Genomic DNA, 13,347 nt, shown 5'->3' on the forward strand with positions numbered 1-13,347 from the left:
CGGCCGGGCATGGTTGGATGCGAAGAGAGCGAGCAGACGAGGGTGTCCAGTCGGGACAGGCGGGAATCGTGAGGATCTTCGGGAAGGTACGGCATCGGCCGTCCGCCTCTTGGCGGCAGGCCACGGACCGCGCGTTCACGCTGATCGGCGACGGCCGGTACGAGGACGCGGGCGCGCTGCTGACACGCGCGGCGGATCTGGAACCCTGGCTCTCGGAGTCCTGGTTCAATCTGGCGCTGCTGCACAAGTTCCGGCACGACTGGGAGCAGGCCAGAGCCGCCGGACTGCGCGCCGTCGCCCTGCTGGACCGGGAGTCCGGCGCCCCGGACTGGTGGAACGTGGGGATCGCGGCGACCGCCCTCCAGGACTGGCCGCTGGCCCGCCGCGCCTGGCAGGCGTACGGCCTGAAGGTGCCCGGCAGCGGGCAGTACGACGCGGCGTCCACCGGGGAACCGACCGGTATGGAGCTGGGCAGCGCCGCCGTGCGGCTCTCGCCCGAGGGCGAGGCCGAGGTGGTCTGGGGCCGCAGGCTGGATCCGGCCCGGATCGAGGTGCTGTCGATCCCGCTGCCGTCCTCCGGGCGGCGCTGGGGCGAGGTCGTCCTGCACGACGGCGTCCCGAACGGCGAGCGGATCACGGCGGCCGGCCCCTCCTACCCGGTCTTCGACGAGATCGAGCTGTGGGCGCCCTCGCCCGTACCCACCTGGGTGGTGCTCCTGGAGGCGGCCACCGAGTCCGACCGGGACGCGCTGGAGCAGCTGGCCTCCGACGCCGGGTTCGCCGCCGAGGACTGGTCCTCCTCCGTGCGACTGCTCTGCCGCGCCTGTTCGGAGAGCCGGATGGAGAGCGACGAGGGGGAGGGCGAGCACGTCGATCCGCACGACCACAGCGAGCCGGGCCACCCGGGCCCGCTCGGCCACCGCACCGCCGGTGAGCTGTGGGCCCCGGAGCGTGAGTGCGGGATAGCCGCGCCCGCCGCCCTGGTGCGCGGGCTGCTGGACGGCTGGGTCGCCGACAGTCCGGACAGCCGCGAGTGGCGGGATCTGGAAGAAGTCTGCTGAGCGGTGCCCGTAGGCTGTACGGGCACCGATTCGCGGTGCGTTTCCCACGGGTATCGCAGGAAGGCGTACGGCGGACATGTCGCAGCAGGAGACGGACGAGCAGGTCGGCGTGGACGACGAGGGTTTCCTCGTGGACACCGAGGACTGCGAGGCGCGCGAGACGGCACACCGCGAACGCGGCACCTCCCGGCCGATCACGGTGGTGGGCAACCCGGTGCTGCACAAGGAGTGCGCGACCGTCACGGAGTTCGACGACGAGCTGGGCCGGCTGATCGACGACATGTTCGCCAGCCAGCGCACGGCGGAGGGCGTGGGCCTGGCCGCCAACCAGATCGGTGTGGACCTGAAGGTCTTCGTCTACGACTGCCTGGACGACGAGGGGGTCCGGCACGTCGGGGCGATCTGCAACCCGGTGCTGGAGGAGCTCGCGCCCGAGCGCCGCAACCTCGACGACTCCAACGAGGGCTGCCTCTCCGTCCCGACGGCGTACGCGGAGCTGCCCCGGCCCGACTACGCGGTGGTGCGTGGCCAGGACGCGCGGGGCAACGCCGTGCGGGTGCGGGGCACCGGATACTTCGCGCGCTGCCTCCAGCACGAGACCGACCACCTGTACGGCTACCTGTACATCGACCGGCTCTCCAAGCGCGACCGCAAGGACGCGCTGAAGCAGATGGCGGAGGGGACGCCGCGCTACGAGGTCGTCCCGAACGACTGACCCGGCGCGCCTCGCCCGCTGTACGGGGCCCCCGCCGGTTACGGGGCCCCGCCGGTATCCCCGGCGCGGGCCCCGTATGCCGTGGCACGCTCTCCGGTACGCCAACCAGCGTTTCCCCGGGCGTAGTTGACGCGGGTAGACATCTTCCGACAGGCTCACTCCCACACCTCACCGTGGTAGGGAGACCTCATGCTCAGACGTACCGCACACGCCTTGCTCGGTCTTGTCATGGTCATGGCTTTCGCTGTGGGTGGAGCCCTGGTCACCGCGGGCACCGCCCAGGCGGACGGCTGCTACACCTGGACCCGCACCCTCTCGTCGGGCGCCACCGGCAACGACGTCACCCAGCTCCAGATCCGCGTCGCGGGCTACCCCGGCTACAACTCGGTGCTGGCCGTCGACGGCTCGTACGGACCGGCCACCACGGCCGCCGTGAAGCGCTTCCAGGCCGCCTACGGCCTCGCCGCCGACGGCATCGCGGGCCCGGCCACCCAGGCCAAGCTCTACGCGCTCCAGGACAACGACTGCACCCCGATCCACTTCACGTATCCCGAACTCAATAAGTGCAACAGCACCTGGGCGGGCGGCAAGGTCGCGGCCGGCAACGCCAAGGCCAACGCGCTCAGCTCCATGTGGAAGCTGGAGGCGCTGCGGCACGCGCTCGGTGACCAGCCCCTCCGGGTCACCAGCGGCTTCCGGTCCGCCTCCTGCAACTCGGCGGTCGGCGGAGCCTCCAACAGCCGCCACATGTACGGCGATGCCGTGGACCTCGGCGCCGGACCGCACTCCCTGTGCACCATCGCCAAGCAGGCCCGCAATCACGGCTTCAACGGCATCCTCGGCCCGGGGTACCCCGGCCACAGCGACCACATCCACGTGAACCAGGGACCGAGCCACTACTGGTCGGCCTCCGGCTGCGGCATCTGAGACCGCGCACCGGCTCAGACCGCCTCCGGTACCGCCGACGGCCCGCGGAAGGTCTGGCGGTACCGGTGGGGGGTCGTGCCGAGCGACCGGACGAACTGGTGGCGCAGGGCCGCGGCGGTACCGAAACCGGTCCGCCCGGCGATCGTGTCCATGGTCTCGTCGGACGTCTCCAGCAGGTGCTGCGCCAGCAGCACGCGCTGCCGCAGCAACCAGCGGTACGGGGTGGTGCCCGTCTCCTGCTGGAAGCGGCGCGCGAAGGTGCGGGGCGACATGTGGGCCTGTGCGGCCAGCCCTTCCACGCTCATCTCCTGGTCGAGATGGCCTTCCATCCAGGCGAGCGTCCCGCCGACCGTGTCGCACCGGTCCCGGGGCAGCGGGCGCGCGACGTACTGCGCCTGGCCGCCGTCCCGGTGCGGCGGCACCACCATGCGCCGGGCGATGGCGTTGGCCACCGCGGGGCCGTACGCCTGGCGCACCAGGTGCAGGGCGGCGTCGATGCCCGCCGCCGTACCCGCCGAGGTGACGACCGGGCCCTCGTCCACGTAGAGCACGTCCGGCCGCACGATCGCCTTCGGGAAGCGGCGGGCCAGGCCGTCGGCGTGGCGCCAGTGCGTGGTGCAGCGCCGGCCGTCGAGCAGCCCGGCCGCGCCGAGGACGTATGCCCCGGAGCAGACGCTCATCACGCGGGCGCCGCGCGCCACCGCCCGGCGCAGCGGTTCCAGGACCTCCTCGGGATAGTCCCGGTCCGCGAAGTGGCTGCCCGCCGGCACGGCGATGAGGTCGGCCTCCTCCAGGCGTTCGAGCCCGTGCGGTGTGGTGAGGGTGAAGCCGGCGTGCGTCCGCAGCTCCGGGCCCTCCGCGGAGACCACCGCGAAGTCGTGCACCGGCAGCCCCTCCTCGGACCGGTCGAGCCCGAACACCTCACACAGCACGCCGAGTTCGAAGGGATGCACTTCGTCGAGCAACAGGACGGCGACGTTGTTCAGCATGCCCGCAGTCTGGCAGCAATTCGATGCTGTGTGACAGTCCTGCCACTGCCCGGATCCGCGCCGGGACGCGACAGTGGAGCCATGAACACCTTCCTGAGCTATCTGTCCACAGCGGTACTCTTCGCTCTTGTCCTGCTGCCCGCGCTCGTCGGGGCCGCGCGGGAACGCCGGATCGACCGGGCGCTGCGGGAGGCGGAACGGGGGCGCGCGGCGAAGCCGCCGGGAACGGCGGACGCCGCGCGACCGGTCGTGGTCACGCGGCGTCAGCCGGTCAGGCACGGGGCCAAGGCCCAGAGGGCCTAGGTCGTGTTTCGAAAGTAGCGCCGTCCGCCCGGAGGGCGGGCCTGCGGCGTCCGGTGCGTGCGATCGCAAGGCGGAGGATCGCCCTCGTACTGGACGTACTGGGGCGACTCCGACAACGCGGCGAGCGTGCGTGCCGGGCGTCGCAGGCCAGGCGGGACTTTCGAAACACGACCTAGAAGTCGTCGTCGAAGCCCACGGAACCCTCCACGGCGACCTGGTACGCGGACGGCCGGCGCTCGAAGAAGTTGGTGAGCTCCTGGACGCCCTGCAACTCCATGAACGCGAACGGGTTCTCGGAGCCGTAGACGGCGGGGAAGCCGAGCCGGGTGAGCCGCTGGTCGGCGACGCACTCCAGGTACTGGCGCATCGACTCCGTGTTCATCCCGGGCAGACCCTCGCCGCACAGGTCGCGGCCGAACTGCAACTCCGCCTCGACGGCCTCCCGCAGCATGTCGGTGACCTGCTGCTGGAGGGCGTCGTCGAAGAGCTCGGGCTCCTCCTTGCGGACGGTGTCCACGACCTCGAACGCGAAGTTCATGTGCATCGTCTCGTCACGGAACACCCAGTTGGTGCCGGTGGCGAGACCGTGCAGCAGGCCGCGCGAGCGGAACCAGTAGACGTAGGCGAAGGCGCCGTAGAAGAACAGCCCCTCGATGCACGCCGCGAAGCAGATCAGGTTCAGCAGGAAGCGACGCCGGTCGGCCTTGGTCTCCAGCCGGTCGATCTCCTCGACCGAGTCCATCCACTTGAAGCAGAACTGCGCCTTCTCGCGGATCGACGGGATCTCCTCGACCGCGTCGAAGGCCGCCGCGCGGTCCTCCGGGTCGGGCAGGTAGGTGTCGAGCAGCGTCAGGTAGAACTGGACGTGCACGGCCTCCTCGAAGAGCTGACGCGACAGGTACAGCCGCGCCTCCGGGGAGTTGATGTGCTTGTAGAGCGTCAGCACGAGGTTGTTGGAGACGATCGAGTCTCCCGTGGCGAAGAACGCGACGAGCCGGCCGATCATGTGCTGCTCGCCGGGGGAGAGCTTGGCCAGGTCGGCGACGTCGGAGTGGAGATCGACCTCCTCCACCGTCCAGGTGTTCTTGATCGCGTCCCGGTAGCGCTCGTAGAAGTCCGGGTAGCGCATCGGGCGCAGGGTCAGCTCGAAGCCCGGGTCGAGCAGGTTCTTCGCGGCCTTGCCGGCGGTCGTGCCGGTCGTCGTGCCGTCGGTCGTTTCGGTGGTGCTCATTACTGGCAGGCCTCGCAGGACTCGGGGTTTTCGAGGGAGCAGGCGACGGCGTCCGCGTCGGGAGCCTGGGCCTGCTGGGCGGGAAGGGCGGCGGACGCGGTACGGCCGGAGGCCGCGCGGGCGATCCGGGTGGCCGGACGGGAACGCAGGTAGTACGTGGTCTTCAGACCCCGCTTCCAGGCGTACGCGTACATCGAGGAGAGCTTGCCGATCGTCGGCGTCTCCAGGAACAGGTTCAGCGACTGGCTCTGGTCCAGGAACGGCGTACGGGCCGCCGCCATGTCGATCAGGCCGCGCTGCGGGATCTCCCAGGCGGTGCGGTACAGCGCGCGCACGTCCTCGGGGATCCACCCGAAGCCCTGCACCGAGCCGCTCGCCTCGCGCAGCGCCTCACGGGTGCGGGCGTCCCACACGCCGAGCTTCTTCAGCTCCTCGACGAGGTAGCCGTTGACCTGGAGGAACTCACCGCTGAGGGTCTCGCGCTTGAAGAGGTTGGAGACCTGCGGCTCGACGCACTCGTACACCCCGGCGATCGAGGCGATCGTCGCCGTCGGGGCGATGGCCAGCAGCAGCGAGTTGCGCATCCCGCTCTTCGCGACGCGGGCCCGCAGCGCCTCCCAGCGCTCCGGCCAGTTCAGCTCCGTGTCGTAGTGGTCGGGGTGCAGCACACCGCGGGCGGTGCGGGTCTCGGCCCAGGCGGGCAGCGGGCCCGACCGCTCGGCGAGGTCGCAGGACGCCTCGTAGGCGGCCAGCATGATCCGCTCGGAGATCCGGGTGGACAGCGCGCGGGCCTCGGGGGAGTCGAACGGCAGCCGCAGCTGGAAGAAGACGTCCTGGAGCCCCATCGCGCCCAGACCCACCGGGCGCCAGCGTTCGTTGGAGCGCCCGGCCTGCTCGGTCGGGTAGAAGTTGATGTCCACCACGCGGTCCAGGAAGGTCACCGCGGTGCGGACGGTGGCGTCCAGCCGCTCCCAGTCCATCGAACCGCCGGAGACGAAGGCGCCCAGGTTGACCGAGCCCAGGTTGCAGACCGCGGTCTCGCCGTCGTCGGTGACTTCGAGGATCTCGGTGCACAGGTTCGAGGAGTGGATGACGCGGCCCGGCTCGGCGGTCTGGTTCGCGGTCCGGTTGGAGGCGTCCTTGAACGTCATCCAGCCCTGGCCGGTCTGCGCGAGGGTGCGCATCATCCGGCCGTACAGCTCGCGCGCCGGCATCGTCTTGCGGGCCAGGCCCCTGGCCTCGGCCGCCCGGTAGGCCGCGTCGAACGCGTCGCCCCACAGGTCCACCAGCTCGGGCGCGTCGGCGGGGGAGAACAGCGACCACTCGGTGTCCGCGTCCACCCGGCGCATGAACTCGTCCGGGATCCAGTGCGCCAGGTTGAGGTTGTGCGTACGCCGCTGGTCCTCGCCCGTGTTGTCGCGGAGCTCCAGGAACTCCTCGATGTCCGCGTGCCAGGTCTCCAGGTAGACGGCGGCGGCCCCCTTGCGCCGGCCGCCCTGGTTGACCGCGGCGACCGAGGCGTCCAGCGTCTTCAGGAACGGCACGATGCCGTTGGAGTGCCCGTTGGTGCCCCGGATCAGCGAACCCCGGGCGCGGATGCGGGAGTAGGACAGACCGATGCCGCCCGCGTGCTTGGACAGCCGCGCCACCTGGTGGTAGCGGTCGTAGATCGAGTCCAGTTCGTCCTTCGGGGAGTCCAGCAGGTAGCAGGAGGACATCTGCGGGTGCCGGGTGCCGGAGTTGAAGAGCGTGGGGGAGGAGGGGAGGTAGTCCAGCCGGCTCATCAGCCCGTAGAGCGCGGCGACCTCGTCCAGCGCCCGCGCCGACTCGTCCTCGGCGAGGCCCGACGCGACGCGCAGCATGAAGTGCTGCGGGGTCTCGACGACCTGGCGGGTGTGCGGGTGGCGCAGCAGGTAGCGGCTGTGCAGGGTGCGCAGACCGAAGTAGCCGAAGCGGTCGTCCGCCCCGTCGGCCAGCGTCCGCTCCACGAGCGCGTCGAGCGCCTCGGCGTGCAGTGCGACGAAGGCGGCGGTGCGGTCGGCGATCAGGCCCTCGCGGTGCCCCACGGCGACCGAGGCGGAGAAGGAGGTCGCGCCCTGGCCGGCGGCCTCGTCGGCGATCGAGAGGGTCAGCAGCCGGGCGGCGAGCCGGGAGTACGCGGGGTCCTCCGAGATCAGGCCCGCGGCGGCCTCGGTGGCCAGCGAACGCAGCTCGGCCGCGTCCGAGCGGGCGTTGCGCCCGCGCAACGCGGCGGCGGCGACCCGTCCGGGGTCGGTGTCGGGCAGATCGACGGTGAGTTCGGTCAGGGTCCGCAGCAGGGCGGTCCCGGGTCCGTCGTTCGTGGCTTCCCCGGACGTGGCGGACACAGCGGATTCGGCGGCTGAAACCGGATCGGCGGGCGCGATGGTCACTGGGCATTCCCTCGCTCGGCAGGGGCCCGCGGGAGGAGGGGAGCCGGGCAGGGGGCGGCCGGGGCGGGCAGCACCGTGTACGGCGTCCACCGGCCTATCCGCGAGGCCCGGACGTCTGGCGTCCGGGTCGGTCGATCCGGACGCGCTGTCGGCAGGTCGTCGGACTTGTGGGTAGCACAGATGTGCACCGATCACACCGTTGCGGGACAGTTCCGGATTCGCACCGGATTCCCCTGCGGCGACAGCGAGCACGAGCATACATGTGGGGGCCGCCCGATCGGGCGGCCCCCACATGTTGTGTCGTACGCGAGGGTTGCCCGGTCAGAGATCCAGGCGGAAGGTGAGGAGCGGGACCGCCGGAATGGGGGTCCAGTCCCGCTCCGGGGTCCGTGTGAAGCCCAGTCGGAGGTAGATGCGGTGGGCGGCCCGCATGGTGGTCTGCGTGGACAGGACGAGCCCGGAGAGCCCCTCTGTCGCGCGGGCCCGGTCGACGCAGGCACGGACGAGCGCCTCGCCCACGCCGCGTCCACGCGCCTCGGGGGTGACGGCGAGCATACGCATTTCGGCCTCCCCCTCGCGGGCGATGTCGGCCCAGGGGGTGCCCGCCGTGACGTAGGTGACACCGCCCAGCAGCCGGCCCTCGCCGTCGGTCGCGACGAGGACGTCGGCCTCGGCGGCCCGGCGGGCGACGGCGCGGAGCTCCGCCAGATACGGGTCCTCGGTGCCGAAGTCCAGCAACCCGTCCCCGAGGTAGGCCTCGGCGGTGATGTCGCCCAGGGCGGTGTGCTGGGCGGGGCGCACGGGTCCGATCGTCAGGTCCATGGCGGGCCAGTGTGCCGCGGCGGCGGGGCGGGCGCACGGGGTTTTCGGGCGGCGGGGCACCCCGCCCCGGACACCGCCGTACCGGGTCCGGCCCGGCGGTGCCCCGCGGTGGGTCAGCGGCCGCCCGGGGCGCCCACCGTGGCCGGCGGGAGCTCCGCCCGTACGCCCGGGGCGCCCGCGTCCGCCGTGTAGTCGGCCGGCGAGGTCTCGTCGGCACCGGCCGGGGCCTTCAGCGCGTTCAGGACGACCGTCAGCACGACCACCACGAGCACGTTCAGGACGAACGCGGTGAGGCCGATGTAGCCGATCTCTCCGAGGCCCGGGATCTCCTTCGAGGAGCCGCCGAAGTGCTTCTGGGTCGGGCTGGCCACGCCGTAGGCGGCCACGGTGCCGTAGACCATGCCGACCGCCCAGCCGGCGATCAGCGCCCAGCGGTGGAACCAGCGGGTGAACAGGCCGCCCACCAGGGCCGGCATCGTCTGGAGGATCCAGATCCCGCCGAGCAGCTGGAAGTTGATCGCGACCGTCTTGTCCATGGTGAGGACGAAGGCGAGCGCGCCGACCTTGACCAGCAGCGAGACCAGCTTGGAGACCCTCGTCTCCTGCTCGGGTGTCGCGCCGGGCCTGAGGAAGTCCTTGTAGATGTTGCGGGTGAAGAGGTTCGCGGCGGCGATCGACATGATCGCGGCGGGCACCAGGGCCCCGATGCCGATGGCGGCGAAGGCCACACCGGCGAACCAGTCCGGGAACATGGTCTCGAACAGCTGCGGGATGGCGAGCTGCCCGTTGTCCACCTTGATGCCGGCGGCGATCGCCATGAAGCCGAGCAGGGCCAGCAGACCCAGCATCAGCGAATACAGCGGCAGGATCGTGGTGTTGCGCCGGATCACCTCACGGCTGCGGCTGGAGAGCGTCGCCGTGATGGAGTGCGGGTACATGAAGAGCGCCAGCGCCGAACCCAGGGCCAGCGTGGCGTAACCCCACTGACCGGCGGCGCCGGGCGCCAGTCCCGCCACCGGTTTGCCGGCCGCCTCGTTCTTCTGCGCGAACGCCTCGCTCGCCTTGCTGAAGATCTCGTCGAAGCCGCCGAGCTTGATCGGGATGTAGATGATGGCCACGGCGATGACCAGGTAGATCAGCCCGTCCTTGACGAACGCGATGAGCGCCGGGGCGCGCAGCCCGGAGGAGTAGGTGTACGCGGCGAGGACGGCGAAGGCGATGAGCAGCGGCAGGTCCTTGACGAACCAGTGCGTGGTCTCGCCGCCGCCGACGCCCATGACGTCCAGGACGGCCTGGATGCCGACCAGTTGGAGGGCGATGTAGGGCATCGTGGCGAGGATGCCGGTCACGGCGACCGCCAGGGACAGGCCCTTGGAGCCGAAGCGGCCGCGGACGAAGTCCGAGGTGGTGACGTATCCGTGCTTGTGCGAGACCGACCAGAGCCGCGGCAGGAAGGTGAAGACGAGCGGGTAGACGAGGATCGTGTAGGGGACGGCGAAGAAGCCCGCCGCGCCCGCCGCGTAGATGGCCGCGGGGACCGCGACGAAGGTGTACGCCGTGTAGAGGTCGCCGCCGAGCAGGAACCAGGTGACCCAGGTGCCGAACGACCGTCCGCCCAGGCCCCATTCGTCGAGGGTCGCCTCGTTCTCGGCCCGGCGCCAGCGCGCGGCCAGGAAGCCCATGACCGTGACGGCCGCGAAGAAGAAGATGAAGACGGCGAGTGCCACGCCGTTCACGCCGTCCTTCATGCCGACGCACCCCCCTTGCGGGCGCGCTGGTCACGCTGCCACAGCTTGTACGCGGTCATGGTGAGCGCGGTCGAGATGAGCACCCAGAGCATCTGGTACCAGTAGAAGAACGGGATGCCGATGAAGGTGGGGTCGACCTTCGCGTAGGAACTCACCCAGAGCATCGCGACGAACGGCGCGAGCAGGCAGAGCCCGATGACCACTCTCATGGGTGTCACGGTCGGTCGTTTCGCATCGGTGTCTTCCGGCATGTGGCGACTCCGTCCCCTCGCTGATCACCTGTTGTCATGCGCATGAAATCTAGGGGAGGTGTCCGGTCACCGTCACCCCCTGTCCGCATTGCGGTCGCGCAACGGCGGGTGCCGCCGGTCACCCCCTCCCGCGCCCGCCCGGCCCCGTCGGCGACGGTGAGGTGTCGGAGAGGATCACGGACGTGGCGGCCCGGCGGTTCACACCGGGACGGGTTCATCGCCCGGACGGAGGACGTGGCGGCGGCGGGGTTGACGCGCGAACCGCGAACAGGCCCCCCGCCGCGGCCCGGTGACACGCCTCCGGCCGCGTTCGCACCCCGGTCTCCCGGCCGGTGACACGCCTCCGCCCCCGGTCCGTCGAGGGCCGGGGGCGGAGAGGGAGGTGTCCGGATCTATTCGGTGGGCCGCTTGAGCCGGGCGACGAACTTGTAGCGGTCGCCCCGGTACACCGAGCGCACCCACTCCACCGGTTCGCCCTGCCCGTCGACCGAGTGCCGGGACAGCATCAGCATGGGAAGCCCCACGTCGGTGCCGAGCAGGCCCGCCTCGCGCGGTGTGGCGAGGGAGGTCTCGATGGTCTCCTCGGCCTCGGCCAGGCGCACGTCGTACACCTCGGCCAGCGCGGTGTAGAGCGAGGTGTACTTCACGAGCGAACGGCGCAGGGCCGGGAAGCGTTTGGCCGAAAGGTGGGTGGTCTCGATCGCCATGGGCTCACCGCTGGCGAGCCGGAGCCGCTCGATGCGCAGCACCCGTCCGCCCGCCGTGATGTCCAGCAGGCCGGCGAGCCGGTCGTCCGCCGTGACGTACCCGATGTCCAGCAGTTGGGACGTCGGTTCCAGTCCCTGGGCCCGCATGTCCTCGGTGTACGAGGTGAGCTGAAGGGCCTGGGAGACCTTCGGCTTGGCGACGAAGGTGCCCTTACCCTGGATGCGTTCCAGCCGGCCCTCGACCACGAGCTCCTGGAGGGCCTGACGGACCGTGGTGCGCGAGGTGTCGAACTCGGCCGCCAGGGTCCGTTCGGGGGGCACCGGCGTACCGGGCGGCATGGTGTCGGTCATGTCGAGGAGGTGCCGCTTGAGCCGGTAGTACTTCGGTACGCGCGCGGTGCGCGTACCGGTACCCGTCTCGCTCGTGTTCCTGCCCCCGTCGGCGCCCATGGCCCGCCTTCCCGACTGCTGCGTTGCTGCCGTCACCGGCTCCTCCGTCTGTCGCGGCTCACATGGTGGCACGGTCCGGTCACGGGTCGTCGCCCTCTCTTAGATGTCGGTCCTATAACGGACGCGAGTGCACTTCTTATACACCCTTGACACCCCTAAAGGTCTAGGCCAAGCTCCGGGTACTGGTCTAAACCATTAAAGACCAGGTCCCAGCCCCACAGGCAGTACCAGGCGTACGTCTTCGCGGTGGGCGGGGGGTTGCTGGTATCCCTGAGGAGGGTGTGGCATGAAGCGCAAGCTCATTGCGGCGATCGGCGTCGCCGGCATGTTGATGTCCGTCGCGGCGTGTGGATCCGACGACAAGGCGTCGTCGCAGGATCCCAAGGACCGCAAGGAAGACCTGACCGTCTGGCTGATGGGTGAGGCCCAGACGACCTGGCCGGAACTCGTCAAGGACGTCAACTCCGAGTTCAACAAGAAGTACCCCAATGTCAAGGTCAAGGTCCAGTACCAGGGCTGGGCCGACAAGGTCAAGAAGCTTGACACCTCCCTCGGCGGCGACAAGTTCCCGGATGTCGTCGAGCTCGGTAACACCGAGACCATGCAGTACATCCTCAACGGCGCTCTCGGCGAGATCGACCTCAAGAAGCACGAGAACTCGGACACCTGGATCAAGGGTCTGAAGGACACCTGCTCCTTCGAGGGCAAGGTCTACTGCGTTCCTTACTACGCCAGCGCCCGTCTCGCGGTCTACAACAAGGACATGCTCAAGGCCGGCACCGGCAGCGAAGAGCTCCCGCAGACCGAGGACGAGTTCCTCAAGGCCATGGACCAGGTGTCCACGGAGCTCGGCAAGAAGGACAAGCGCGCCTCGTCCCTCTACTTCCCGGGCCGTTACTGGTACGCCGCGATGTCCTACGTCGCCGCCGAGGGTGGCCAGATCGCCACCTACGACGACGGCAAGAAGGAGTGGAAGGCCTCCCTCTCCACCCCCGAGGCCCAGAAGGGCATCAGCCACTACGTCGACCTGGTCAAGAAGTACAACAAGGCCGACCAGACGAAGGACGAGCAGGACCACGCCAACGTCATGGCCAACGAGAAGGCCGCCGTGATCTACGGCCAGGCCTGGGAAGCCGGTTCCGTCACCACGGGCGACAACGGCAACCCGAAGCTGGAGGGCAAGATCGCCACGGCCGGTATGCCCGGCCCGAACGGCAAGGCGCTCCCGTCCTTCATCGGTGGCTCGGACCTCGCGACCATCTCCAAGTCCAAGGTCCAGGACCTCGGCGAGGAGTGGATCTCCCTCTTCACCAACGCGAAGTCCATGGACGTCCTCGCGTCGAAGAACATCCTCCCCAACAACGAGAAGCAGCTGGAGCCGCTGAAGGCCAAGCCTGAGACGGCCGCCATCGCCAACGCGGTGCCGGACGCCTGGTTCACGCCGATCGCGCCGGGCTGGGCCTCCGTCGAGAAGGAGGAGATCCTGAAGAACATGCTCCTGGAGATCATCAAGGGCAGCTCCGTCGCCGACGCCACGAAGAAGGCCGACGAGAAGATCGACGCTCTGATCAACAAGAAGGCCTGACCTTCCCCTGCCAGGCGGGGCCCGGCAGCGATGCCGGGCCCCGCTCCTTTCCCGCAAGTGAACGCCGTGAAATCCGGGGACTGCCTCGGACCCGCGATGGAAGGTCAGCCACGTGACTGCTGATACCAAGGCCGCCGGGCCACCGGT

The 13,347-nt window shown here is 70.1% G+C and carries 12 protein-coding genes and 1 riboswitch; of the genes, 5 read left to right on the forward strand and 7 right to left on the reverse strand.

Features of this window, described 5'->3' with window-relative positions; genetic code table 11:
* The first annotated feature begins 68 nt into the window (after positions 1 to 68).
* The 3 genes from B9S64_RS22200 (at position 69) to B9S64_RS22210 (ending at position 2,703) form a co-directional block, all read left to right on the forward strand.
* The gene (locus B9S64_RS22200) at positions 69 to 1,061 is read left to right on the forward strand and encodes a hypothetical protein (RefSeq protein WP_103491088.1); all 993 of its coding nucleotides are present in this window, start codon (positions 69 to 71) and stop codon (positions 1,059 to 1,061) included.
* Between the two features lie 76 nt (positions 1,062 to 1,137).
* A complete protein-coding gene (gene def / locus B9S64_RS22205; RefSeq protein WP_103491087.1) occupies positions 1,138 to 1,776 on the forward strand; it encodes a peptide deformylase in 639 nt (212 codons plus the stop codon).
* Positions 1,777 to 1,965: 189 nt separating this feature from the next.
* Positions 1,966 to 2,703: a D-Ala-D-Ala carboxypeptidase family metallohydrolase gene (locus B9S64_RS22210; protein ID WP_103491086.1), complete on the forward strand. Its 738-nt coding sequence runs from the start codon at positions 1,966 to 1,968 to the stop codon at positions 2,701 to 2,703.
* Positions 2,704 to 2,717: 14 nt separating this feature from the next.
* On the opposite strand, the gene B9S64_RS22215 is transcribed toward B9S64_RS22210, so the two are convergent.
* A complete protein-coding gene (locus B9S64_RS22215) occupies positions 2,718 to 3,692 on the reverse strand; it encodes a GlxA family transcriptional regulator (RefSeq protein ID WP_103491085.1) in 975 nt (324 codons plus the stop codon).
* Positions 3,693 to 3,773: 81 nt separating this feature from the next.
* Between B9S64_RS22215 and B9S64_RS22220 the strand changes: the two genes are divergently transcribed.
* Entirely contained in the window at positions 3,774 to 3,995 is a 222-nt protein-coding gene (locus B9S64_RS22220) for a hypothetical protein (RefSeq protein WP_103491084.1), read from the forward strand.
* A 172-nt stretch (positions 3,996 to 4,167) separates the two neighbouring features.
* Here the strand turns inward: B9S64_RS22220 and B9S64_RS22225 are convergent, their stop codons facing one another.
* The 6 genes from B9S64_RS22225 to B9S64_RS22250 form a co-directional block, all read right to left on the reverse strand.
* On the reverse strand, positions 4,168 to 5,226 hold the full coding sequence (locus tag B9S64_RS22225) for a ribonucleotide-diphosphate reductase subunit beta (RefSeq protein ID WP_103491083.1): 1,059 nt from the start codon (positions 5,224 to 5,226) through the stop codon (positions 4,168 to 4,170).
* A complete protein-coding gene (locus B9S64_RS22230; protein ID WP_103491082.1) occupies positions 5,226 to 7,637 on the reverse strand; it encodes a ribonucleoside-diphosphate reductase subunit alpha in 2,412 nt (803 codons plus the stop codon). Before B9S64_RS22230 ends, B9S64_RS22225 begins: the two co-directional genes overlap by 1 nt.
* A gap of 132 nt (positions 7,638 to 7,769) precedes the next feature.
* Positions 7,770 to 7,908, reverse strand: a riboswitch (cobalamin riboswitch).
* Between the two features lie 50 nt (positions 7,909 to 7,958).
* Positions 7,959 to 8,459: a GNAT family N-acetyltransferase gene (locus B9S64_RS22235; protein ID WP_103491081.1), complete on the reverse strand. Its 501-nt coding sequence runs from the start codon at positions 8,457 to 8,459 to the stop codon at positions 7,959 to 7,961.
* Positions 8,460 to 8,572: 113 nt separating this feature from the next.
* The gene (gene mctP / locus B9S64_RS22240) at positions 8,573 to 10,207 is read right to left on the reverse strand and encodes a monocarboxylate uptake permease MctP (protein WP_103491080.1); all 1,635 of its coding nucleotides are present in this window, start codon (positions 10,205 to 10,207) and stop codon (positions 8,573 to 8,575) included.
* Positions 10,204 to 10,416, reverse strand: a complete 213-nt coding sequence (locus B9S64_RS22245) for a DUF3311 domain-containing protein (RefSeq protein ID WP_028438844.1) — start codon at positions 10,414 to 10,416, stop codon at positions 10,204 to 10,206. Before B9S64_RS22245 ends, mctP begins: the two co-directional genes overlap by 4 nt.
* 434 nt (positions 10,417 to 10,850) lie before the next feature.
* Entirely contained in the window at positions 10,851 to 11,615 is a 765-nt protein-coding gene (locus B9S64_RS22250; RefSeq protein ID WP_103491079.1) for a GntR family transcriptional regulator, read from the reverse strand.
* Between the two features lie 286 nt (positions 11,616 to 11,901).
* Here B9S64_RS22250 and B9S64_RS22255 point away from each other — a divergent pair, with 286 nt between their 5' ends.
* Positions 11,902 to 13,200 carry a sugar ABC transporter substrate-binding protein gene (locus tag B9S64_RS22255; RefSeq protein ID WP_103491078.1) on the forward strand — a complete coding sequence of 433 codons (1,299 nt, stop codon included), beginning with the start codon at positions 11,902 to 11,904 and terminating at the stop codon, positions 13,198 to 13,200.
* Positions 13,201 to 13,347: the final 147 nt, after the last annotated feature.

Source organism: Streptomyces sp. SM18, assembly GCF_002910775.2.
Taxonomy (GTDB): Bacteria; Actinomycetota; Actinomycetes; order Streptomycetales; family Streptomycetaceae; genus Streptomyces; species Streptomyces halstedii.